This window comes from Streptomyces sp. Y309 (assembly GCF_056712025.1).
The window spans coordinates 5,693,723-5,717,342 of record NZ_CM160048.1 but is presented as its reverse complement, the minus strand read 5'-3'; the positions used below and the strand labels follow the sequence as shown (position 1 = coordinate 5,717,342).

Annotated in this window: 19 protein-coding genes and 1 tRNA gene; 6 read left to right on the top strand and 14 right to left on the bottom strand. The window is 73.3% G+C overall.

The features are described 5' to 3' along the window. Positions 1-165: 165 nt before the first annotated feature. The 6 genes from AC0KTA_RS23350 to AC0KTA_RS23325 all read right to left on the bottom strand — a co-directional run bounded on the left by AC0KTA_RS23350 (position 166) and on the right by AC0KTA_RS23325 (position 7,243). Positions 166-975, bottom strand: coding sequence for a S16 family serine protease (locus tag AC0KTA_RS23350; protein WP_481050171.1), 810 nt, complete (start codon positions 973-975; stop codon positions 166-168). 78 nt (positions 976-1,053) lie between these two features. Further along, positions 1,054-1,695, bottom strand: a complete 642-nt coding sequence (locus AC0KTA_RS23345) for an IclR family transcriptional regulator (protein WP_481050170.1) — start codon at positions 1,693-1,695, stop codon at positions 1,054-1,056. Between the two features lie 269 nt (positions 1,696-1,964). Then, entirely contained in the window at positions 1,965-3,758 is a 1,794-nt protein-coding gene (locus AC0KTA_RS23340) for a DEAD/DEAH box helicase (protein WP_481050169.1), read from the bottom strand. Between the two features lie 293 nt (positions 3,759-4,051). Further along, positions 4,052-5,527, bottom strand: coding sequence for an MFS transporter (locus tag AC0KTA_RS23335; RefSeq protein WP_481050168.1), 1,476 nt, complete (start codon positions 5,525-5,527; stop codon positions 4,052-4,054). A 119-nt stretch (positions 5,528-5,646) separates the two neighbouring features. Next, positions 5,647-6,573 (bottom strand): hypothetical protein, encoded by a 927-nt coding sequence (locus tag AC0KTA_RS23330; RefSeq protein WP_481050167.1) that lies wholly within the window; start codon positions 6,571-6,573, stop codon positions 5,647-5,649. Between the two features lie 109 nt (positions 6,574-6,682). Next, entirely contained in the window at positions 6,683-7,243 is a 561-nt protein-coding gene (locus AC0KTA_RS23325; RefSeq protein ID WP_481050166.1) for a cysteine hydrolase family protein, read from the bottom strand. Positions 7,244-7,381: 138 nt separating this feature from the next. Here AC0KTA_RS23325 and AC0KTA_RS23320 point away from each other — a divergent pair. The 3 genes from AC0KTA_RS23320 (at position 7,382) to melC2 (ending at position 9,025) form a co-directional block, all read left to right on the top strand. Further along, positions 7,382-7,456 (top strand) — tRNA-Cys (locus tag AC0KTA_RS23320). Positions 7,457-7,787: 331 nt separating this feature from the next. Beyond that, positions 7,788-8,183 carry an apotyrosinase chaperone MelC1 gene (melC1, locus tag AC0KTA_RS23315; protein WP_481050165.1) on the top strand — a complete coding sequence of 132 codons (396 nt, stop codon included), beginning with the start codon at positions 7,788-7,790 and terminating at the stop codon, positions 8,181-8,183. A 14-nt stretch (positions 8,184-8,197) separates the two neighbouring features. Then, positions 8,198-9,025: a tyrosinase MelC2 gene (melC2, locus tag AC0KTA_RS23310; protein ID WP_481050164.1), complete on the top strand. Its 828-nt coding sequence runs from the start codon at positions 8,198-8,200 to the stop codon at positions 9,023-9,025. Here the strand turns inward: melC2 and AC0KTA_RS23305 are convergent. Further along, the gene (locus AC0KTA_RS23305; protein ID WP_481050163.1) at positions 9,022-9,957 is read right to left on the bottom strand and encodes a L,D-transpeptidase; all 936 of its coding nucleotides are present in this window, start codon (positions 9,955-9,957) and stop codon (positions 9,022-9,024) included. The genes melC2 and AC0KTA_RS23305 overlap by 4 nt on opposite strands. Positions 9,958-10,169: 212 nt before the next feature. On the opposite strand from AC0KTA_RS23305, the gene AC0KTA_RS23300 reads away from it, so the two are divergent. Together AC0KTA_RS23300 and AC0KTA_RS23295 are read left to right on the top strand one after the other, a co-directional pair. After that, entirely contained in the window at positions 10,170-10,724 is a 555-nt protein-coding gene (locus AC0KTA_RS23300; RefSeq protein ID WP_481050162.1) for a SigE family RNA polymerase sigma factor, read from the top strand. Beyond that, positions 10,714-11,388: a L,D-transpeptidase gene (locus AC0KTA_RS23295; protein ID WP_481050161.1), complete on the top strand. Its 675-nt coding sequence runs from the start codon at positions 10,714-10,716 to the stop codon at positions 11,386-11,388. The genes AC0KTA_RS23300 and AC0KTA_RS23295 overlap by 11 nt, the downstream gene beginning before the upstream one ends. A 294-nt stretch (positions 11,389-11,682) precedes the next feature. Here AC0KTA_RS23295 and AC0KTA_RS23290 read toward each other — a convergent pair whose 3' ends face one another. The 7 genes from AC0KTA_RS23290 to AC0KTA_RS23260 form a co-directional block, all read right to left on the bottom strand. Continuing rightward, a complete protein-coding gene (locus tag AC0KTA_RS23290; RefSeq protein ID WP_481050160.1) occupies positions 11,683-12,228 on the bottom strand; it encodes an AAA family ATPase in 546 nt (181 codons plus the stop codon). A gap of 505 nt (positions 12,229-12,733) precedes the next feature. Further along, positions 12,734-15,031 (bottom strand): xanthine dehydrogenase family protein molybdopterin-binding subunit, encoded by a 2,298-nt coding sequence (locus AC0KTA_RS23285; RefSeq protein ID WP_481050159.1) that lies wholly within the window; start codon positions 15,029-15,031, stop codon positions 12,734-12,736. Beyond that, positions 15,028-17,769, bottom strand: coding sequence for a 2Fe-2S iron-sulfur cluster-binding protein (locus AC0KTA_RS23280; RefSeq protein ID WP_481050158.1), 2,742 nt, complete (start codon positions 17,767-17,769; stop codon positions 15,028-15,030). Before AC0KTA_RS23280 ends, AC0KTA_RS23285 begins: the two co-directional genes overlap by 4 nt. Further along, positions 17,766-18,668: an FAD binding domain-containing protein gene (locus AC0KTA_RS23275; protein ID WP_481050157.1), complete on the bottom strand. Its 903-nt coding sequence runs from the start codon at positions 18,666-18,668 to the stop codon at positions 17,766-17,768. Before AC0KTA_RS23275 ends, AC0KTA_RS23280 begins: the two co-directional genes overlap by 4 nt. Positions 18,669-18,965: 297 nt before the next feature. Then, positions 18,966-20,594 carry a beta-N-acetylhexosaminidase gene (locus AC0KTA_RS23270; protein WP_481050156.1) on the bottom strand — a complete coding sequence of 543 codons (1,629 nt, stop codon included), beginning with the start codon at positions 20,592-20,594 and terminating at the stop codon, positions 18,966-18,968. 196 nt (positions 20,595-20,790) lie between these two features. Then, complete coding sequence (locus AC0KTA_RS23265) at positions 20,791-21,090, bottom strand: DUF3039 domain-containing protein (protein ID WP_037825937.1); 300 nt, start codon at positions 21,088-21,090, stop codon at positions 20,791-20,793. Next, a complete protein-coding gene (locus AC0KTA_RS23260) occupies positions 21,077-22,294 on the bottom strand; it encodes an MFS transporter (RefSeq protein WP_481050155.1) in 1,218 nt (405 codons plus the stop codon). Before AC0KTA_RS23260 ends, AC0KTA_RS23265 begins: the two co-directional genes overlap by 14 nt. 118 nt (positions 22,295-22,412) lie before the next feature. On the opposite strand from AC0KTA_RS23260, the gene AC0KTA_RS23255 reads away from it, so the two are divergent. Next, complete coding sequence (locus AC0KTA_RS23255) at positions 22,413-23,297, top strand: LysR family transcriptional regulator (protein ID WP_481050154.1); 885 nt, start codon at positions 22,413-22,415, stop codon at positions 23,295-23,297. Positions 23,298-23,620 lie beyond the last annotated feature (323 nt).

Here is a 23,620-nt window from a genome sequence, read left to right as displayed (position 1 = left end):
TGAGAGGTTCCTGCATGCACCCCGACGCACATCTGTATGTGCACCACGCCCGCGCGGCGGAATTACGGCGCGCGACCCCCGCCCCCGCCCTTGCCCGGCTGCCGCGGCGCGCCCCGCTGCGTACTCAACTGGGCTGGACCCTGGTCGAGTTGGGGCTGCGCCTGGTCAGCAGCTCGGGACGCTCTCGCCCTTCTCCAGGGCTCGCAGCGCGTCGACCGTACTCGCCAGCGTAGTCACCGGGACGAGCCGGAGGCCCTTCGGCTTCTCCGCCTCGGCGTCCGAGCACTCGGCCTTGGGCACGAGGAAGACCGTGGCGCCGTCGCGGGCCGCGGCCTGCGTCTTCATGGCGACGCCGCCGACCGCGCCGACCTTGCCTTTCGCGGTGATCGTGCCGGTGCCGGCGATGGTGCGGCCGCCGGTCAGGTCGCCCCCGCTGCCGTCGCCGTCCAGCTTGTCGATGATGCCGAGCGACAGGAACAGGCCCGCGCTCGGCCCGCCGATCTTGCCGAGGTCGGCCTTGACCTTGACCTTGCCGGTGCCGTCCACGCCGTTCGCCCGCAGGTAGCCGAGCGCCGCCTTCGTGGCGTCGTCCTGCGACTCCCGCATCTCGCCGAGGTTGTGCTTCTCGACTTCCTTGACGTTGTCGCCGTCCGGATAGACGGAGTCCTTCGGCATCACGGCCCGGTCCGTGCGGAACCAGCCGTCGATGACGTCTCCGAGCCGCACGTCCATCTGCGGGCCCGTGGCCACGATGGTCGTCATCCGGAGCTGGCCCCCCGTCTCGCGCTGCGGCGCCCCGGTGATCGTCAGGACCGGCTTGCCCTTGTACTCCCCGAGCACGTCGGCGGTGCTGCCCGGCTGGGCGACAGCGAATGGCAGGGGGGCGAAGGCGGTGACCCCGAGCAGGGCGACGAGGGGCACCGCGGCGGCGGCCAGGGCCTGGGGGCGGCTCAGACGAGCGAGACGAGACAGCACCCGTCCAATCTAACGCGAGGCGAGATCAAGCCCGTCCGGCGATTGAGGACGAGCCAGGCCGAAGGCCGCGATCTGCGGTCACCGCAACGCGTCGGCAACCTCGCGGGCCGCGTCCACCACGCGGGGGCCCACCCTCTCCGGGACGGAATCCGCCAGCATCACCACACCCACGCTCCCCTCTATCCCGGTCACCCCGACCAAGGGCGCCGCGGCGCCGCTCGCCCCGGCCTCCAGTTCCCCGTGGGTGAGGGCGAACCCGGGGTCGGTGACCTGCCCCCGCCGCGCAGCGAGAATCGCCTTGCCGGCGGCGCCCCGGTCGAGGGGGTGCCGGAAGCCGGTGCGGTACGCCACGTGGTAGTCGGTCCACGTGGGCTCGACGACGGCGACGGCGAGCGCCTCGGTGCCGTCGACGAGGGTGAGGTGCGCGGTCGCCCCTATGTCCTCGGCGAGGGCGCGCAGCGCGGGCAGCGCGGCCTCCCGGACGAGCGGGTGGACCTGCCGGCCGAGCCGCAGCACGCCGAGCCCGACGCGGGCGCGACCGCCCAAGTCCCGCCGTACGAGGGCGTGTTGCTCCAGGGTGGCGAGCAGGCGGTACACCACGGTGCGGTTCACGCCGAGCTTGTTGGAGAGCTCGGTGACGGTCAGGCCGTGGTCGGTGTCGGCGAGCAGTTTGAGGACGCGCAGTCCTCGGTCGAGCGTCTGAGATGTCTCCGCGGTCACGACGCCCACTCCTTTAGTGGTGAGGGTCGACGGCCCCCTCTACGGGTGGGCGCACCGGCTGCGCTCCGGGGCGGCGCTGCCACGGGGCGTTGTGTAGCGGGGACAGTAGCGAGGGCGTCCCGCTCAGCGGAAGACTCCGTCCAGAATCCGGTCAAGGGTAAGGAAAGAGCGACCGGAATACCCCGATACGTCCCGCCGTATATGGACGCAGCGCGCACAGTGTCTGCACGCGGAGCACACGATTCCTTACAGCGGGTCGTACCAACGGGTCACTTCATGCGGGTGGCCCACTCCTGGACCTTCGCGATGCGCTGGCGGAGCTGGCCCGCCGTGGCCTCCGCGCTCGGCGGTCCGCCGCAGGTGCGGCGCAGCTCGGTGTGGATCACGCCGTGCGGCTTCCCGCTCTGGTGGACGTACGCGCCGACCATCGTATTGAGCTGCTTGCGCAGCTCGAGCAGTTCCTTGTGGGAGACGACAGGTCGCCGCTCGGCGGGGATCTCCAGGAGGTCCGCCTCCTCGGCGGGCTTCTTCTTGCTGTGGGCGATCTGCCGGGCCTGCCGCTTCTGGAGCAGCATCTGCACCTGGTCGGGTTCGAGCAGCCCCGGGATGCCGAGGTAGTCCTGCTCCTCCTCGCTGCCGGGGTGCGCCTGCATGCCGAACTCGGCGCCGTCGAAGAGCACCCGGTCGAAGACCGCGTCGGACTCCAGGGCCTCGAAGGAGAACTGCTCCTGCTCGCCGGTGTCCTCGTCCTGCTCGCGGTTCGCCTCGTCCATCTCCTTCTCGGACTCGGCGTACGGATCCTCCTCGCCCTCCTTCTTCGGCTTGTCGAGCACGTGGTCCCGCTCGACCTCCATCTCGTTGGCGAAGCCGAGCAGGTCGGGGACGGTGGGCAGGAAGACGGACGCGGTCTCGCCGCGCCGCCGGGAGCGTACGAAACGGCCCACGGCCTGGGCGAAGAACAGCGGCGTCGAGATCGTCGTCGCGTACACGCCCACCGCGAGCCGCGGCACGTCGACGCCCTCCGACACCATGCGCACGGCGACCATCCACCGCTCGTCGCTCCCGCTGAAGTCGTCGATGTGCTGCGAGGCACCGGCGTCGTCGGAGAGCACCAGCGTGGGCCTGGTCCCGGTCAGCTCCCGGATGAGCTTGGCGTAGGCGCGGGCGGAGTCCTGGTCGGAGGCGATGACGAGCCCGCCCGCGTCCGGGATGGCCTTGCGGACCTCGGTCAGGCGCTGGTCGGCGGCCTTCAGGACGTTCGGCATCCAGTCGCCACGCGGGTCGAGCGCGGTGCGCCAGGCCTGCGAGACGGCGTCCTTGGTCATGGGCTCGCCGAGCCGCGCGGCGATCTCGTCGCCGGCCTTGGTGCGCCAGCGCATGTTGCCGCTGTAGGAGAGGAAGATGACGGGGCGCACGACGCCGTCGCCCAGGGCGCTGCCGTACCCGTAGGTGTAGTCGGCGGCGGACTTCCGGATTCCGTCGTTCCCCTCTTCGTACGCCACGAAGGGGATCGGGTTGGTGTCGGACCGGAACGGCGTGCCGGTGAGCGCGAGCCGCCGGGTCGCGGGCTCGAACGCCTCCAGGCAGGCCTCGCCCCAGGACTTGGAGTCACCGGCGTGGTGGATCTCGTCGAGGATGACGAGCGTCTTGCGCTGCTCGACGCGGTTGCGGTGCAGCATGGGGCGGACGCCGACACCGGCGTACGTCACGGCGACGCCCTGGTACTCCTTGCTGAGCGGGCCCGCGCTGTACTCCGGATCCAGCTTGATCCCCACTCGTGCCGCCGCCTCGGCCCACTGCTTCTTCAGGTGCTCGGTGGGCGCGACCACGGTCACCTGCTGCACCACGTGGTGGTGCAGGAGCCAGGACGCTAGCGTCAGCGCGAACGTCGTCTTGCCGGCGCCGGGGGTGGCGACCGCGAGGAAGTCGCGCGGCTGCTCCTGGAGGTACTTCTCCATCGCACCCTGCTGCCAGGCCCGCAGCTTGCTCGCGGTGCCCCAGGGGGCGCGGCCGGGGAAGGCCGGGGAAAGGTGGTGGGACGAGGAGGCGGCGGTGGTAGTCACGGTCTCCGGTTCGTTCGGGTTCGGCGGCACGGCTACGTATGACAACCGGGCCACCTTACCGGTGCCACCCGAAGGGGACCGGGCTGACGACCCCGGAGGCACCAGGGTGGGACACGACTCACACCGGAGTCATGACAGCCCGTCGAGGGGGTCCCTCCCTGCTCATTAAGAGCCTGGGGGAGCTTGAGGACGAGGCGCGCAGCGCCGATGGCGGGGGTCCGGGGGCGCAGCCCCCGCCCGCGGCGGAGCCGCTATTCGATGCAGTGGGAAGGGGTGCCCGCGCGCGGAGCGCGCTAATGGACGCCGTGGGGGCTACGCAGCCGCGTCCCCAGCCACGCCCCCGCCAGGGCGACCGCCGCCATCGGCAGGAACACCGCGGTGAACGCGGCCGGGTGGGAGCCCGTCGCCTCGGCGGTGTGGGCGGCGCCGGTCATGCCGCCGCCGAGCGCGGCGAAGGCGGCGCCGCCCGCGGCGAGGAGCAGGGAGTTGGACAGGCCGTCGGATATCTGGAGGGCGGCGGAGTTCGAGCCCGCGTCCTCGGGGGGCGACAGGCGGAGCAGCAGGACGCTCGTCGAGGCGATCACCATGCCCATGCCGAGGCAGCCGAAGCCCCAGGCGACGGCGATGGTCCACACCGGGACGGCGTCGATGAGGACGCTCGGCGCGGTGGCGATGGCGGCGGCCACCAGGACCATGCCGGTGACCACCAGCTTCTCCCGGTGCGGCTCCATGCGGGGCCGCGACTGGGCGTACGAGCCGAGCGCCCAGGTCGCGCCGCCCGCCGCCAGCGAGAGCCCGGCGAGCGTCGGCGACAGGCCGCGCTCGGTGACGAGCATCAGCGGCACGAAGGACTCGGCGGCGATGAAGGAGCCCGCGGCGACGCCGCGCAGCAGCACGACGGAGGGCAGCCCGCGCGCCGCCCGGTAGGTGCCGCGCGGCAGCAGCCCGAGCACGGCCGGGACGAGGACGGCGGCGCCGAGCATGGCCGGGAGCAGCGACAGCCACCGCAGGTCCTGTCCCGCGTACTGGAGGAGCCCCGCGCCGAGCGAGATGCCGAGGGCGAGACGGACGCGGCGGCGGTCGAAGGGCTCGACCGGGGCGTCCGGGTCGACGGGGCCCGACGCGGTCCGCCGTATCGCGGGCAGCGCGAGGGCGAGCGGGACGGCGACGAGGACGGGGATGCCGAGGAACACCCAGCGCCAGCCCGCGTGTTCGGTCACCGTGCCGGCGATCAGCGGGCCGATCACCGAGGGTATGACCCAGCTCGCGGCGAACGCCGCCAGGATGGACGCCCGCAGCGCCTCCGGGTAGGCCCGGCTGACCACCACGTACAGCGCCACGATGACCAGCCCGCCACCGAGCCCCTGCACCGCGCGCCCCAGGATGAACTGCCACATCGCGCCCGCGGTCCCGGCGAGCAGCAGCCCCGCCGCGAACGCCGCGATCCCGCCCGCCAGCGGCCCCAGCGGCCCGCGCCGGTCGGCCCACTGCCCCGACAGGACCATCCCGAACAGGCTCGTCGTGAAATACGCCGAGAACGCGAAGGCGTACAACGGAATCCCGTCGAGCTCCCGCGCCGCCACGGGCATGGCCGTGCCCACGGCCGTCGCCTCGAAGGCGATGAGGAAGACGACGGAGACGATCCCGAAGCTCAGCGCCCGATACGGTTTCCTGAGCACACCGCCGACGCGCTCCTCCGATACGGAAGCCGCCTCCAAGGCGGCCGGGGCGGTGGCGACTTCGGCGTCGCGGGAGTCTCGGGCAGTCATAGGGGCCAGCGTAGAAGCGCCCACTGACACCCGGCCCCTGTCTGCGGGCGGGCCCTGGATCATCCCTTGGTCGTACGACTCCGCTGGTCGTACGACTCCGCGCCCTCGCCGTCGGCCTCCTACCTGGCGCCCATGGCCGGTGCGCCGGTATCGGCGACGCCCTCGACTCCCGGGTCCCCTCCGGCCCCCGTGTCCCCTCCTCCCCCGCCCCCGTCTCCCGCCCCGTCCTCCGACCAGTCCAGGAACCGCTTGTAGGTCTCCTTGCCGGACTTGCCCTGGTCCCAGGTGACCGTCAGGGTGTCGCCGCCCGGGAAGATCAGGTCCCCGTAGATCTCCTTCTTGTCCCGTTCGCAGATCAGCCCTATGCGGTAGCTGCGGCCCGGTTCGATCACGCGGCGCAGGCCGGTGCAGCGGCCGCCGTCGAGCAGGGACACCGACGCCTTCTTCGGCTTCGCGCTGTCCGGGCTCTCCCGCAGTCCGAGGATGCCGCCGCCCGGCTTCTCCGACCGCCAGAACCCGACGAGCGTGGTCCCGGTCGGCCCGCCGCCGGGCTCTTCGGACTCCTCGGACTCCTCGGTGTCGGGGCCGGAGTCGGGGTCGGGGTCGGGGTCGGCGTACGGATCGTCCTCCGACTCCTCCTCCGCGCTCGGCGACTCCCGCGGCTCCGCCCCCGCGCTCAAGCTCTCGCTCTCACTCGGCAGGGCCGCGGGCTTCTGCGACTCGTCGTCGTCCCCCTGCCCCACCGCGAACCAGACCCCACCCGCCACAACCGCCATGGCCAACACCGCGGCCCCGGCGATGAGTCCGGTCCTGCGCCTTCGTCCTCCGCCGCCCGGCGGTGGGGGCGGGAATCCTCCGTACTGCGGTAAGTGTGGTGCGGGTTGTGTGTACGGATTGTCCGCCGCGGGTCTCGCCGCGCCGTACGGGCCTTGGGGCGCGGCGTACGGGCCCTGCGGCGCCCCGTACGAACCGTGCGGCGCGCCGAAGCCGCCCCCTCCCTGCCACGGCTGCGGCTGCCCGGGCTGCTGTCCCGGCGGCTGCGTCATGTGCGGCTCCTCCCCCGTCGCTCACTCAACAGACGCTCCAGCCAAGTCGCCCGCACACACACGTTGCAAGTGCAATTTCAGCCAGTCGACGCGCTGGCCGGCTGACGGCTCAGCTCGTGGCAGGGAAGGTCACCTCCGGCGTCCGCACCGTCCCCCCGCGCCGCCCGGGCGCGCTCTGCCGGTGCCAGTACAGGTTCGTGTGCGCGATCACCAGGTCCGGGGACGGGGCGCCGTGGCCGGTCAGGTCCTCCGTGGTGTGGGCGTCGGCCACGAGGGTGGCGTCGTAACCGCGGGTGAAGGCGCCGTGGAGGGTGGAGCGGATGCAGGCGTCGGTCTGGGCGCCCGTGACGACGAGGTGGCCGACGGCGCGCTCGGCGAGCACGGACTCCAGGTCGGTGGCCTCGAAGGAGTCGCCGTACTGCTTGTGGACGACGGGCTCGCCGTCGCGGCGGACGAGTTCCGGGACGTAGGCCCAGCTCTCGCTGCCCCGCGGGAGCTCGTCGTCGAAGTGCTGGATCCACACGACGGGCACGTCCGCCGCGCGCGCCTTGTCCACCACGGTGGCTATGTTCGCGATCACGGCATCGCGCTCGTACGCCTCGGCCACCACGCCGTTCTGCATGTCGATGACCAGCACGGCGGTGCGGGGGCGGTCGGGGAGGGTCGTCATGGGGATCTCCAATTCCATTGCTCCGGCGGTTCGTGAACGCCGCATGGCAGTCCCGTTGCAGCGTCCGCCAAGGGCTTGAGCGGCGTGGGCGGCCCTGCTTACGGTCGATACGTCACGTACGGCGCGAGCCTACGACGTGGCCGTGTGCCCGAGTGGTTGAGGGATTCGCCTGCAAAGCGAAGCACACCGGTTCGATTCCGGTCACGGCCTCCACGCGGCGAAGCGGCGCCCTGCGGGACTCCACAGGGCGCCTTTTGGCCAGCTTTTCCCTGTGACCCGGCGCACGCCTCATGGAGCATGCGTGAAGATCTTTCACGCTATCCTCATCCAAGGCGCAGGATTTGCGGTCTGCGTGCCGCCAGGGCGAATGGGCAGCAGAATTACGCTCGTCCAACTCTGCACCATTTACCCGTAGTTGTCCGTAATGGAGGGCAACTCTTCCCGCCGATTACGGCCTCACTCCCCCTCCCTGTAGGCATGGCCTCAGCAGTCCGGCCGACCACCGGAACTGCTCTTCCACCACGCTTACTTGGGGGCAATACGCATGTCCGGAATCACCCGCCGCCAGGCCCTCGGCGTCACCGCGAGCGCCGCCGTCGGCCTCGCCGCCGCCGGCTCCGCCCGGGCCGCCGCACCGATGGCCCACGGCCACCCGAGCGACCAGCCCGGCTCCTTCGACGAGGTGTACCTCGGCCGCCGCATCCAGGGCGGGCCCACCGGTGGCCACGGCGGGGGGCACCACGGAGACCACGGAGACGGCTACGCCGTCCGCATCGACGGCGACGACCTGCACATCATGCGCAACGCCGACGGCACCTGGATCAGCGTCATCAACCACTACGAGCCGCGGGCGACCCCGCGCGCCCTCGCCCGCGCCGCCGTCGTCGAACTCCAGGGCGCCGCGCTCGTCCCGCTCGCCCCGTCCCCCTCCGCCGTCTGACCCGGAGCACCGCCATGACCGTACGCAAGAACCAGTCCCAGCTCACCGCCGACGAGAAGCGGCGCTTCGTGAACGCACTCCTCGCCCTCAAGCGCGATGGGCGCTACGACTCCTTCGTCAGCACGCACAACGACTTCATCATGAGCGACACCGACAACGGCGATCGCGTCGGCCACCGCTCGCCGTCCTTCCTGCCCTGGCACCGCCGCTTCCTCATACAGTTCGAGGAGGCGCTGCAGTCCGTGGACCCGTCCGTCGCCCTCCCCTACTGGGACTGGACCACCGACCGCACCCCGGCCGCCTCCCTCTGGGCCCCCGACTTCCTCGGCGGCACCGGCCGCAGCCGCGACGGCCAGGTCACCGACGGCGCGTTCGCCTCGGCCGGCAACGGCTGGCGCATCAACGTACGCGTCGACGGCCGCGACTTCCTGCGCCGGAACCTCGGCGCGGGCGTGCGCCAACTCCCCACCAAGGCCGAGGTCGACTCGGTCCTCGCCATGTCCACGTACGACATGCCGCCGTGGAACAGCGCGTCCGACGGCTTCCGCAACCACCTCGAAGGCTGGCGCGGCGCCAACCTCCACAACCGCGTCCACGTCTGGGTCGGCGGTCACATGACCACCGGCGCCTCCCCCAACGACCCGGTCTTCTGGCTCCACCACGCCTACGTCGACAAACTCTGGACCCAGTGGCAGTCCCGCCACCCCGACTCGCCCTACCTGCCCGCCTCCGGCACCCACGACGTCGTCGACCTCCACGACCCGATGCGCCCCTGGGGGAACGTCACCCCCGCCGACATGCTCGACCACACTCCCTACTACACCTACGACACCGCCGCCTAGGAACCCTTCCGGGCCGAAGCGCGGGCGCTCCCCGCCCTCCACTCGTCCCACGGCACGTTCCAGTCCCCGTACCCGTTCCCGGGTGCCACCGTCTCCTTGGAGCCGGTCACTCGGACGACGTCGCCGGGGATCACCTCCTCGAAGAAGCGCCGCGCCGCCCCGTCCGTGGCGAGGCCTATGCAGCCGTGGGTGATGTTGCGGGCGCCCGCGTGCAGGTTCGCCTTCGGGTTCTCGTGGAGGTAGGTGCCGGACGTGGTGAGGTGGACCGCGTAGTTGTAGTAGCCCCGGTACGCGTCCGCGTAGCCGACCGTCCGGGAGTCCATGAAGACGCGGCGCTGCTTGTCGGAGACGACCATCGTGCCGTTCCAGGTGTCCATGCCGGGCGCCCCCGCGGTGACCGGTACGCGGCGGGTCGCGCCGCCCTTGACGACCGTCATCGTGTGGGTGCGTACGTCGACGGTGGCGACCAGGGAGCGGGCGACCGTGAAGCGGCGTACGGTGCCGGAGCCCACCCGGACGGTGACCTCGGTGCCGGGCTTCCAGTAGGCCTTGGGGCGGTAGTCGACGCGCTGGCCCTCGTGCAGGTTGCGGTCCTTCACCCAGCTCCAGGAGCCGGTCGTCGGCTTGTCGGCCCGCACCGTCAATCGGCGTTCCACTGCCGCCCGTTCGGACTCCGGGACCGGGCGGTCGAAGGTCACGGACACCGGCATGCCTACGCCCACCCGCTGCCCGTCGAAGACATTGACCCGTACGCCGCCCCGGCGCAGCGCGTCCGGCTCCACGACCGGCTTCGCGCGCGGCGTGGGCGAGCCCGCGCCCGTCGGCTCCCGGTCCTCGGACGCCGCCGCCGGCGCCCCTCCGCCTTCGGCCCCGCCGTCCGAGCCGACCCCGCAGCCCGCGAGCACGGCCGCGCCGAGCGCCGCGGCCACCACCCCGCGTACGGCATGACGAATTCTGGTGCTGCGGGTGCTACGGGTGCTACGGGTGCTCCTAGTACGCCTGGTCATCGGCCCCCCTGTGGCTTTCCTGTGATGTTCCTGCGGTGTGCTTCCATGTACGCCACCCATACGCACGGCGGAGGCCGCCGGGTTGCATGCCGCGTACGGGAATTTCCGGGGACGCGTGGCGGGGGGGGGCGGGTGGCATGACGGAGGACGAGTTCGACGCGTTCTACGCCGCCGCGTTCCCCCGCGTCGTCGGCCAGGTCTACGCGCTGACCGGCGACCACGGGCAGGCGCAGGACGTCGTCCAGGAGGCGTTCGTACGGGCCTGGGACCGGCGCCGCGAGTTCACCGCCGTCGCGGCCCCGGAGGCCTGGATCCGCACGGTGGCCATGCGGCTCGCGGTGAGCCACTGGCGCCGCGCCCGCCGCTGGCTCGAACTCGTGCGCCGCGACCCGCCGCCCGAGCACGCGCCGGGTCCGGGGCCCGAACACGTCGCCCTGGTCGAGGCGTTGCGGCGGCTGCCGGACGCGCAGCGGCTCGCGATCGTGCTGCATCACCTGTGCGACCTCAGCGTGGAGCAGGTCGCCGCCGAGACCGGCGCCCCGACGGGCACCGTCAAGGCCCGGCTCTCCCGGGGGCGGGCCGCGCTGGCCAAGCACCTGTCCACGGACGAAGGCGTAGACGTAGACGTACTCGGCAAAGACGTGCTCGGCGACGACGTACTCGGCGGGAAGGAGGGCGACCATGTCCGATGACCAGAACCCCGCGCCCGGCGAGGCGGACGCGCTCTCCGCCGCCCTGCGCGGCCTCGCCGACAGCGGCCGCGCCCCGGCCCCCGGCCCCGGCGCGCAGGTGCGCCGCCGCGCCGTGGCCCGTGCTCGCCGTCGGTACGCGGCCGTCGCGGGCGGTGCCGCCATCGCGGGCGCGGCCCTGGTGTTCGGCCTGGTCACGGCGGTCGGCGGCGACTCCGACCCGCGCCCGGCACCGCCCGCCGCGCCCACGGCGCCCACCCCGTCGGAGGCCGGCGCGCCCGCCGTCACCGTCGACCTCGCCCGGCGCACGATGACCGTACGCGGCCGCGCCCTGCCCCTGTCGTCCGGCACCGCCGGACACCCCACGAAGCCCGGCCGCATGACCGTCGTCGCCAAGCACCGCACCAAGAAGCTCACCGGCGAGACGGTCGGCCTCGGCGGCGCGTACGACGTCTCGCTGCCCTGGGTCGTCGAGCTGCGCGACTCCGCGGGCCGCACCAACTACGTCCTCGCCCTCACGTACAACGAGGGGGCCCCCGGCAGGGCGGACGTGACCCGCGGCTCGCTCGGACTGCGGTCCGCCGACGCCAAGTGGCTCTACGGGCAGGTCCGTTCGGGCTCCGTGGTGACGATCGAGGGCACCGCGCCGCCCGGCGCTGGATCCTGAGCACACGTCAGCACAGGGCCCTGAGGGCAGGCGTGAAAAGGGGCGGCCCCGTCCGGGACCGCCCCTGTCGGTGCCTCAGTCCGCGAGGCCCCGCGTCACGCTCGACACGCCGGGGTCAGCCCCAGCCCGTGTCACCGTCATCCCCCATGATTTCCCCCGTAGTTGTGGCGTAGTTGCTCGGGACACTTCCGATGGTGCCTTGCAACTCGCGGCTAACAAAAGGGATTTATGGGGGGATGCCATGCCTGAGGCGTCATCGCGACCGTATGGGCACCGGTCGGTGACATTCCACTCTCAGACCACCGCCGCCTCGTCGAGCCGCGCCAGAATCGCGTCCACCGTCTGATCCACCGTCAACTCCGAGCTGTCCAGCCACAGTCCGATACGTGGCGTGGTGACACGCAGTCCCTCGTCCAGGGCCTCGACCGTCCACTCGCCGTAGCCGGTCTTGCCGCGGGCGGCCTCGCGTGCGGCCACCGTGGCGGGGTGCGGGGCGAGCACGACGACGTACAGGGGACGCGTCCGCACCAGGTCGACGTAGTCCTTCAGCTCCTCGCCGAGGATCACGTCCTGGACGATCGCGGTGAAGTCCGCGGCGGCGTACGTGTCCGCCGTCGCCGCGGACAGGGCGTAGCGGAGGCGGAGTTGGGCCTCCGCCTCGCCGCCCGCCCCTGGCTCGTACTCCTCGCGGCCCGAGACGATCATGCGCCGGAAGACGTCGCCCCGCACGTGCGCGGACCGGGGCAGCCGCTCCGCGAGGGCCTGGGCGACCGTGGACTTGCCTGCGGCCATGATGCCGGTGATGACGATGACCCCTTCGGGGGTGGTGGCAGCGTTCACGCACGCGAAGTTACCTCGGCGCGGCCGAGGGTTCCTCTCCTTTTCCGGGGGACCTGGGTACCGCGGGGTCCCTCGCGGGGGCGCCCCAGGCCCGCCCCTTCCCGTACCAGGGGGCTGCCGCCCCCTGGACCCCCGCTCATCGCCGCTCCGCGGCTCGTCCTCAAACGCCGGACGGGCTAGGAGGGGTGGAGGTCACGGGTGGGCGGGAGGGCCCCCGCCGATCGCGCTTCGCGCCTCGTCCTCAAACACCGGACAGGCTGGGAAGGGTGGAGGTCGCGGATGGGCGGAAAGACCCCCGCCGATCCGCGCTTCGCGCCTCGTCCTCAAACGCCAGACGGGCTCGGAGGGGTGGAGGTCACGGGTGGGTGGGACGGCTCCCGCCGATCGCCGCTTCGCGGCTCGTCCTCAAACGCCGGACGGGCTGAATCGATGCCAGACGGGCTAGATCGTTGCCGGGCGGGCCGGAACGTTGCCAGCCGGGCTGGAACGTTGCCGACAGGCCCGGCTACGACAGTTCCGCCCCCACCGCCGCCTGCGGCCTGATCGGCAGTCGGTTCACCGGGCGGCCCGTCGCTGCCCGGACCGCCGACGCGATCGCCGCCGGGGACGTCACCACCGGCACCGCGCTCGCGGCCTTCGCGCCGAAGGGGGCGACCACGTCGCGTTCCTCGACGAGTTTGACGATGCGGATGTCGGGGGCGTCCAGGGCGGTGGGCAGGGCGTAGCCCGTCAGGTCGGGGTGGCGGACGAGGCCGCGCGGGGTGCGCAGGTTCTCGGTGAGCGCCGCGCCGACGCCCTGGGTGACGCCCGCCTCGATCCGGACCCGGAGCTGCGCGGGGTTCAGGATGCGGCCGACGTCCTGGGCGACGGCGAGTTCCACGACGCGTACGGAGCCGATCTCGATGTCCACGTCCACGACCGCGCGGACCGCGCAGAAGGCCGTGCCCACGAAGGCGTCGCCCTGTCCGTCGGCGTCGAGCGGCTCGGTGGGGTGCGGGCGGCACTGCGCCGTGGCCCACAGCTCCTTGCCGTCCATCGCCTCCTCGACGGTGGTCGAGAGGACGCCGTCGTACGAGGTGATCTTGCCGTCGGCGATCTGGAGCAGCTCGGTCGACATGCCGAACTTGTGCGCCAGGGGCTGCAGGAGCTGGGTGCGCACCATCTTCGCGGCGCGCTCGACCGCGCCGCCCGACACCCAGGTGTGGCGGCCGTGGCAGCTGGGCCCGGCCGGGGGCTGGTCCGTGTCCACGGGAGCCACGCGCACCTCGTCGATGCCGAGCGTCTCCTGGACGATCTGCCGGGCGAGCGTCGTGAAGCCCTGGCCCGTCTCGACGGCCGCGCAGATCACCGTGGCGACGCCGTCGTGGACCTTCACCGTGGCCGTGGAGACCTCGTCCGCGCCCTCGGCGCCGAGGAGCTGGACCATGCCGAGGCCGTAGCCGACGCCGCGCCGCACGGCGGACGGTTCGCCCGCGCCCTCGGGGCCGCCGGGCAGCAGCCAGTCCTCCTGCGGGGTGTCCTTGGGCAGGTCGGGCAGCGGGAAGTCCCGTACGGCGGCGAGGAGTTCGGCCACCGGGGCCGGGCACGTCACCGACTGGCCGGTGGGCAGGATGTCGCCGGTCGCCATCGCGTTGCGCAGCCGCAGGTCGGCCGGGTCGACGCCCAGCTTCTTGGCGAGCTTGTCCATCTGCGCCTCGTACGCGGCGCAGACCTGGAGGGCGCCCTCTCCGCGTACGTGACCGGACGGCGGGTTGTTCGTGCGAACCGCCCAGCCCTCGATGAAGGCGTGCGGGACGACGTAGGGACCGCAGGCGAAGGAGACCGCCGCGGCGAGCGCGTCCGCGGAGGTGTCGGCGTACGCGCCCGCGTCGAGCAGGATCTGCGCCTCCACCTTCACCAACTGGCCGTCCGCGTCCGCGTGGTGGCGGTAGCGCAGGAGCGTCGGGTGGCGGTGGGCGTGGCCGAGGAAGGACTCCTCGCGGGTCGCGGTGAGCTTGACCGGGCAGCCCGTCCGCAGGGCGAGCAGGCCGAGCGGGAGCTGGAAGCTGGCGTCCTCGCGGTCGGCGCTGGCGCCGGGGACGCCGGTGACGACGACCTTCACGCGCTCGGGGGCGAGGCCGTAGCAGGCGGCGGCCATGTCGCGGTCGCCGTGCGGGTCGGTGGAGGCGATGTACAGCTCGACGCCGCCGTCCGGGCGCGGCACCGCGAGTCCGGCCTCCGCGCCGATGGGCGCCGGGTCCTGGCGTCCGATGCGGTAGAGGCCCTCGACGACGACCTCGCCGGCCGCCTCCGGGTCGCCGTGGCGCAGCGGGATGTGGCGGATGAGGTTGCCGTCGGGGTGCAGCGGGGCGGCCTCGAAGGACTGCTCCGGGTCGGTCACCGGGTCGAGCACCTCGTACTCGACGATGATCGCGGCGGCGGCCATCCGGGCCGTGTCGGGGTGGTCGGCGGCGACCGCGGCGATGGCCTCGCCGTGGTGGCGTACGACATCGGCGGCGAACAGCGGGCGGTCGGCGGTCTTGCGGCCGTGCAGCGGCTCGCCCGGCACGTCCTCGTGCGTGACGACGGCGCGGACGCCCGGCATGTCCTCGGCGTGGGTGACGTCGATGGACACAATGCGCGCGTGCGCGTGCGGGGAACGCAGTACTGCCGCCCACAGCAGGCCTTCGGCCCACAGGTCGGCGGCGTACGGAAACGTGCCCTCCGTCTTGGCCCTGATCTCCGCCGACGGCAGTGACGAGCCGATGCCGTGCGGCAGTTGCTCCGCGCCCGGCGCGGGCGCGGCGACGGTCTCGTTGCTCACGCCTGGCCTCCGTCCTGGCCGTACGGGCCCGGCTGCTGTCGGCCGTGGGGGCCGGTCTGCTCGTGGCCGTGGGGGCCGGCCTGATGCGGCACGCGCGGTGCCTGCGCGCCGCGCGCGTGATCAGGCCCCTGTCCCTGTTGTCCTTGCCCCTGTTGCCCCTGCCCTTGTCCCTGTCCCTGCTCGCCCGCGGCGCCCTTCGCCTCGCGCTCGGCGACCACGTCGCGGACCGCGTCGAGGACGCCCCGGTAGCCGGAGCAGCGGCACAGGTTGCCGCACAGCGCGCGGCGGGTCTCCAGGTCGCTGGGCGCGGGGTTGCCTTCGAGCAGGTCGTGCAGGGTCATCGCCATGCCCGGTACGCAGAAACCGCACTGCACGGCGCCGCAGTTGGCCAGCGCGCGCTGCACGTCGGAGGGCTGTCCGTCCACGGCCAGGCCTTCGACGGTCCGCACCTCGCTGCCGGCCGCGGTGGCGGCGGGCACCAGGCAGGACGCGACGAGCCGCCCGTCCACCTGCACGTTGCACGCCCCGCACTCGCCCTGCGAACACCCGTCCTTGGCCCCCGCGAGCCCGAGCCGCTCCCGCAGCACGTACAGCAACGACTCCCCGACCCAGGCGTCGGTGACGGGCCGGTCGGCGCCGTTGACGCGCAGGACGTAGGAGACGAGGGGGTGTTCGTCCTGAGGGGGGACTGGCTCCGGAGCCTTGGACGGGGGGTGGGTGGAGGGGGCGTCGGCTTCGGCGCCGGCGTGGGCGTCGGCTTCGGCGTCGGCGTCGGCCGGGTCGAGGGTGTGGGTGGATTCCGCTTCGGCGGGGTGGGCGGCGGCGGGTGTGTCCGTGGGGTGGGCCGCGTCTTCGGAGTGGGCTGTGTCCGTGGTGTGGGGGTGGGGTCCCTCTCCGGCGTGGGCCGCTTCGGGAGCGTGCTCCGCCTCGAACGCGCCCTCCTCGTCACGGGGATGGCCCGCCTGGTGGGCCTGGCCCGCCCCGTGGACGGAGTCCGCCCCGGGCTCGTAGTCGCCGTCGGAGGCGAAGTCCGCGTCGGACAGGTGGTCCGTCCCGGGGGCAAGGCCCGCCTCGGACGTACCCTCCGCGTCACCGGTGTGGCCCGCCCCGCGGGCGTGACCCGCTGTGGAAGGGAGGCCCGGGCCGGAGGCATGACCCGCCCCGGGCGCCTGGCCCACGCCGGGGGCGAAGTCCGCCTCGGGCGCGCCGTCCACGTCACGGGGGTGGTCCGCGCCGGAGGCATGGCCCGCCCCGGGCGCCTGGCCCACGCCGGGGGCGAAGTCCGCCTCGGGCGCGCCGTCCACGTCACGGGGGTGGTCCGCGTCGGCGACATGCCCCGCCCCGGGCGCGTGGTGTGCGGGCGCGGCCTGCACACCATGCGCGAGGTTCACGAACTCGGGGTCCCCGTCGGGTGCCTGGTCCGCCGCGTGCGCGGGAGCCTCGTGGGCAAAGTCCGCCTCGTGCGCGAAGTCCGCCTCGTGAGCAAAGCCCGCCTCGCGCGCAGGGCTCGCCCCGTGCGCGAAGTCCGCTCCGTGCGCAGGGCTCGCCCCGTGGGCAAAGTCCACCCCGCTTGCGGGGTCCGCCCCCTGTGTGGGGCTCGCCTCCTGGGCAAAGTCCACCCCGTGCACGGAGTCAGCCCCCTGTGCGGGGCTCGCCCCGTGTGCAGGGTCCCCGTGCGGAAGGTCCCCCTCCGCCGCGTCCTCCCCGTACCCGGGCCCCACCCCGTGCGCACCCTCCGCCCCGCCTGCGGGGTCCACCCCCGCCCGGCCGGGCGCGAGGCCCTCCGGAGCCGTGGCTCCGCCGGGCTCGGCCGACGTGTCGTCGGCGTCCTCGGCGCTCGCGTGGCCGCCCGTTTCGTCCGGTGCGTCGTCGCCCCGCGACCCCGCAGGGCCGAGGGAGCCGTCCGGTCGGCGGCCCACGACGAACAGTTTGGCGGTGCGTTCGAAGGGGGTCTCGGGGGTCTCCCCGACGCCTGGTCGCGCAGGCGCGGCCTCCGTCGGAGCCGCCGGGTACCCCAGCGCCTGCGGAGCCTGCGGCGCCTCGGAGGTCTCCGGGGCCTGCGTCGGCCACGACGTGGCCGACGTGGCCCAGGGGGCGGGCGCCCCGCCGGGCAGCGTGGCGGGCGGCGTGCCACCCCACTGTGTCGCCAGCGACGACGTCGTGAACTCGCCCGATTCGTCCGGAAGATCACCGTCCGCGACAGGGATGGACCACTGCCCGGTCACGTCGTGACCGGCAGGGGCGTGGCCGTGCTCGGCGGCCCCCGCCTGACCGGCAGGCGCGTGGCCGTGCTCGGCGGCCCCCGCCTGCTCCTGCGGGTGCGACACCTGCTCCGGGTGCGAAGGCATTGCGTCCGGGAACGCCCACTGTCCGGTGGCGCGCGGGTCGTACGCGTCGGGGGCGCCCTCGGCCGGAAGCTGCCGCTGCGGGTGAGCGCCCGTCTGTGTGCCGGGGTCCGGCCAGGTCACGGACTGCGCGCCGCCGGACGCGGGCGCGATGCCGGTGATCTCGGGCGGCAGCACCCACACGCCAGTGGCCGCCGGGTCGGTGGCGTCGGGCGCGGTCGGCGCGACCGTTATCTGCGGCGGCACATAGCCGTGCCCGGGGGCGGCGAGCGGCGTGCTCACGGCGTCGGCCGCGCCCTCGGGGAGCTGCACGAACGCGGTGGCGTCCGCGTCGTACTCGCCCTGCGGATGCGGCTGCCAGCCGCCCGCGCCATTCCTCTGACCGTCGGTCACGACAGCGCCCTCCCCAGTGCTCGTCGGGCCAGCGCGGCGACGGTGCGCCGCAGGTGCAGTACGGCGGGCGGCAGCGGCTGCGCGGTGCCGTCCTCGGCGGGCGGGTGGTCGGGGATGCACGCCGCGGCGACGTACTCGCCGAAGGCCGTCAGGGCCTCCGGCACCAGACCGCGCTCGCCGTCCCAGTCGATGAGACCGGCCACCCACTGCTCGGCCTCCAGCGGCCGCAGCGGCATGGGCGCGATGGCGCCGACGGCGCACCGCACTCCCCTGCGCGCCGGGTCGAGCACCAGGGCGACCGACGCGGTGGCGCGCCCCGGGCCAGTGCGCCCGGTCGCCTTCAGGAAGACCTGCGGGGCGTGCAGCAGCGGCACGCGTACGTAGCCGATGAGCTCGCCGGGCGCCAGCATCTCCATGCCCGCGAGCAGGTGCGAGACCGGGATCTCGCGGCGGGTGCCGCCCGGTCCCGCGATGATCAACACGGCTTCCAGCGCGGCGAGTACGGGCAGCGAGTCGCCGGTGGGCGCGGCCGAGGCGATGTTGCCGCCGAGGGTGCCCGCGTTGCGGATCTGCGGCGGTCCCGCGGCGCGCGCGGCGGCGGCGAGCGCCGGGATGAGCGCGGCGAAGTCCGGGCGTCCCATGCGCGCGTGCGTGAGGCCCGCGCCGAGCAGCCCGTGCCCGTCCTGGTACTGCCAGCCGCGGATCTCGTTGATGCGGCCGAGGCCGACGAGGGCGGCGGGGCGGAGCAGGCCTGCGTTGACCGACGACATGAGGTCCGTGCCGCCCGCGACGGGCACGGCGGCGGGCACGGCGGCGAGCGCCGCGACGGCCTCGTCGAGCGTGGCAGGCAGCGTCACAGACTGCGCCCCCTGCGCTGCCCGCGGTGCGTGCGTGGTCAAAACCGGCTGCCCCTTCCCGATGGCCCGGCGGCTTGCGCGCCGTTGTCACCGTTACGCCTGTTCCGCCGTACGGTACGTGCTCACAACCCGGACGTGGCAACTCTGGCACATCTTCACCGGGCCCCGGCGCGGGGGTCCGCTAGGAGACGTTCGTCCGCAGACCGAGGGGATATGCCGGTTTCGCACTCCCTCGCCGGTCAGCGGGAATTGCCACCCTTCGGTGATCCTTGTACGGCTTTCTCCTGGCGGCCCACGGTTGCACCGCGAGCCGCCGGGAGCACGCGCTCGGGCGTCGCCTCACACGTTTGGGGGCGCCCCCTCGATCGGGCGTCCGAGCACTCCGGGACGTTTCTGCCACGGCAACGGGCCGCCTGGCGGGCGGTAGTCGACACCCAGGGCGTCAAGTCGCGCGTAGTGGGCGTTCATTCGCCGTTCGAAATCGGCGAAGTCGCGCTCGGCGGGCGCCGGGAGCGTACGCCAGGCGACCTCGGCGAGCGCCGCGAGCCTCGGAAAGACCTGGTAATCCACCCTCCCCTGGTACTCCATCACCTCGGTCCACACGTTGGCCTGCGTCCCGAGGACGTGCTTCGCCTCGTCCGCGGTGAGCTCGGCCGGCACCGGCTCGAAGCGGTAGACGTCCTCCAGGGTGCGTACGAAGCCGATGGGCACGGGCTCGTCGGAGCCGCCGTGCTGGCGGTGGTCCAGGTAGACGTGCTGCTCGGGGCACATGACGACGTCGTGGCCCGCCTGGGCCGCCGCGATGCCGCCGCCGTACCCGCGCCAGGACGACACGGCCGCGCCCGCCGCGAGCCCGCCCTCCAGGATCTCGTCCCAGCCGATGAGCCGACGCCCGCGCGCGGAGAGCCACTTGTCGAAGTGCTGGATGAACCAGCTCTGCAGCTCGTCCTCGTTGCTGACCCCCAGCTCCTCGATGCGGGCCTGCACGGCGGCCGAGTCCTTCCACTGCTCCTTGGGACACTCGTCGCCGCCGACGTGGATGAAGGTCGACGGAAACAGCTCCAGCAGCTCCTCGAACACCCCCTCGTAGAAACGGAGGGTGCCGTCCGTGGGCGCGAGCACATTCGGTGTGACACCCCAGGTGTCCCACACGGACAGCGCGGCGGTGTCGATGACATCGGTGTTGCCGAGCTCCGGGTACGCGGCGATGGCGGCCTGCGAGTGCCCGGGGACGTCGATCTCCGGGACGACGGTGATGTGCAAGGACTCGGCGTACGCGACGATTTCGCGGATGTCGTCCTGCGTGTAGTAGCCGCCGTGTGGCTTCTCGTCCCACAACTCCGACGCGCGGTGCCCCCACTTGGTACGCGGCCGCCAGGCGCCGACCTCCGTGAGCCTCGGGTAGCGCTTGATCTCCACCCGCCAGCCCTGGTCGTCCGTCAGGTGGAAGTGAAAGACGTTCAACTTGTGCGCGGCGAGCAGGTCGAGATAGCGCAGGACGCCGTCCTTCGGCATGAAGTGCCGGGCCACGTCGAGCATCATGCCGCGCCAGCGGAATCGCGGGGCGTCTTCGAGGACCACCATCGGTACGTGCCACTCGCGAGCGAGGTTCAGGGGCGCCCGCCGGAAGGCGTCCGGGCCGAGGAGCTGACGGAGCGTCTGCGCGCCATAGAAGACACCGGTCGCGTCACCCCCGTCGATTCGGATCGCGTAGCCGTCGACGACGATGCGGTAGCCCTCGGAGGGGATCTCCTGGTCGATGGCGAGCACGATGCGGTTGTCGTCATCGTCTCCCGGGGCGAGCGGGAGACCCGTGGCCGCGCCGATCGTGGCGCGAATCCAGCGGGCCACGCCTTCCGTGCCCGGCCGGGCTTCGAGCAACGTCTCCTGATCGAGGGGGAAGAGCCCCTGTGAGGGCGGCACCCACTCCAGGCTCCGGGGGGCCGGAACCAGATCCGTGTCTGTCATGCCGTGAGGCTGCCACGCGATTGCGCGCCACAAAAGAGCCGTTGCGGCACACGCAACGGCCCGGAGACGGCAAACGCCGGACGGGCCGTATTCAGCCCGTCCGGCGTTTGAGGACGAGGCGCGGAGCGCCGACAGCGGGGAAAGGGGCGCAGCCCCCTACGAAACGGCGGCCCAAGGCGCCCCCGCCAGAGGAAAGCTATTTCTTGCCGCCGTCCTTGCCGCCCTTGTCCTTGTCGCCGCCCGCTCCCATGGACTCGTAGATCTCCTTGCACATGGGACAGACGGGATACTTCTTGGGGTCGCGGCCGGGGACCCACACCTTGCCGCAGAGCGCCACGACGGGAGTACCGTCGAGGGCGCTTGCCATGATCTTGTCCTTCTGGACGTAATGCGCGTAGCGCTCGTGGTCGCCGTCACCGTGCGACACCTGTGGCGTCGGCTCTACGAGGGTCCCCGTACCTGCCCCGCGCTCGGGCTCGGGCTCAAGAGTGCTCATAGGTGCCAAGGGTACTCACGCCGGGCGCGTCCTGGCAGCGCCTGCCGTCCGAGCCGTCTCCGCGCGGCCCTGTGCGCCGCGCACGCGCTGCCACCGCGTGCAGCGCGAGCCCCGCCGCGGCCACCCCGGCCGCCACCCACGGCAACTCCTGCGCCCCCAGCCCCGCCGAGAGCGCGAGCCCCGCGGCCCCGGAGCCTACCGCGCTGCCGAGGTAGAGCGCGGAATTGTTCAGGGCGAGCGCCACCGTGCCGCGCTCGGCGGACAGCGCCAACAGCCGGTGCTGCTGCGGCACTTGCAGGGCCCAGCCCGCCGCACCCCAGACCACGAGCGCCGGGAAGGCCGCCGCACCCAGCAGCGGAAGGGCCACCTCCGCCACCACCAGGGCTCCCATGATGCCCGCGACCAGGGCGTACACCCGCCCCCACCGGTCCACCAGCGGCCCCGCGAGCACACTGCCGAGCACCCCGCCGATCCCCCACGCCCACAGATACGGCGCCACGTCCCCCTCGCCGACACCGCCCGCGGCCTCCAGGACCGGCGCGAGGTACGTGTACAGGCCGAGGCTCGACACCGCGGCCAGGAAGGAGACGCCGACGACCGGCAGGACGGCCCGGTCGGCGAGCGCCCCGAGCCGCGCCCGCACCGGCACCGGCGGCTCGGCGGGCACCTGCGGAAGCCCGAGGGCGAGCCCCACGAGCGCCACCGCGCCGAGCCCGGTGACCAGCCACATCGTCGACCGCCACGAGGTGTGGTCGGCGAGCAGCACCCCGAGCGGCACCCCGAGGACCGTGCCCGAGCTCATGCCGCCCATGACCAGGGCGAGGGCCCGCCCGCGCCGCTCCGGCCCGGCGAGGGACGCGGCGGCCGCCGTGGACAGCGCCGAGTAGACCCCGGCGCCCACTCCCGCGACGACGCGCGAGAGGAGCAGCACGGCGAGGCCGGGTGCGAGGGCGGTCGCGCCGTTGCCGAGGGTGAAGACGGCGAGCGAGGCGACGATCAGCACGCGCGGGCGCACGCCCGCCAGGAGGCCCGCGACGAGCGGCGCGCTCACCGCGTACGCAAGCGTGAACACCGTCACCATCTGTCCGGCGAGAGACACGGTCGTGTCCAGGTCGTCCGCGACCACGGGCAGCAGCCCCGCCATCACATAGGCGTCGAGCCCCAACGTGAAGGCCCCCAGCATCAGCAGCCATATCCGCCGCACCGCACCCAGCTCCCTTCGTCTGTCCTGCGGCACGGGACACGCGCCGCGGAACGGAAACGTAGGCAGTCTCCGGTTCGCCGGGGAAATGCCCGGGGAAGTGGATTTATGCTTCGGAGGCATGGATTCCCCGCGCCTCGACGGAATGGATGTCCCCCGCCCCGACGGAGTCGAGCTGCGGCACCTGCGCGCCTTCCTCGCCGTCGCCGACGAGCTGAGCTTCACGACCGCCGCCGCCGTGCTGCGCGTCGGCCAGCCCGCGCTGACCCGCACCGTGCGCGCCCTGGAGGAGGCCCTCGGCGCCCGGCTCCTCGACCGCACGACCCGCAGCGTCGAGCTCACCGACGCCGGCCGCCGCCTGCGCGACGAGCTCGCGCCGCTGCTGTCCCGCCTGGACGCGACCCTGTGCGCGGCCCGCGGCGGACCCCCGCTGCTGCGGCTCGGCTTCACCTCGCTGCTGCCCGAGGCCTGCGGCCCGCTCAACGCCGCGTTCGAGGCGGCGACCGGGGCGGGGGTGCGGCTCGTGCGGCGTGACGAGCCGCTGGCCGGGCTCGCGTCGGGGGCCTGCGACGTCGCGGTCGTACGCGGTGAGATTCCGCCGGGTGCGGCGGTACGCAGCCGGGTGCTGCTGTACGAGCCGCGGGTCGCCGTCGTCGCCCGGGGCTCGGCCGACCTGGCGCACCGGCGCGTCGTCGACTGGGCCGAGCTGGCGGAGGTGCCGCTCGTCGTGAACACCGTCACCGGGACCACACGGCCCGAGCTGTGGCCCGTCGGGGGGCGGCCGCGGCTTGCCTGTACCGCCGACAACTTTGATGAGTGGCTGGAGGCGGTGGTGGCGGGGCACGGGGTGGGGGTCGCCCCCGAGCCGGTTGCCCGTCGGCATTCCCACCCGGGGCTGCGCTACGTACGCCTCAAGAACGCGCCGCAGGTCGCCGTGCACTTGGTGGTCCCGGCGCGGGGGGCGCATCCGTTGGCTGAGCGGTATTTGCGGGTGCGGGTTGGGTAGGGGCGGCCCTGCTGGGAGCTCCCCAAGCCCGCCCCTTCCCGTAACCAGGGGGCTCTGCCCCCTGGACCCCCGATCGGCCTCAACGGCCTCGTCCTCAAACGCCGGACGGGCTGAGGGGGCTGGGGTGGGGTGGGTGTGCGGGTGGGTGGGACGGCCCCCGCTGGTCGGCCCCGAGACCCCCGTTCCCCAAACTCCGGACGGCTGATGGTTGCCGGAGCGTGCCGACTACGTCCCGTTAGGGCTGGTCAGGGCGGGTGGGTGGGCCATAGCCCCTCCGGCGTTTGAGGAGCGGGGTCTGGGGCGGAGCCCCAGGAACGGCAGGT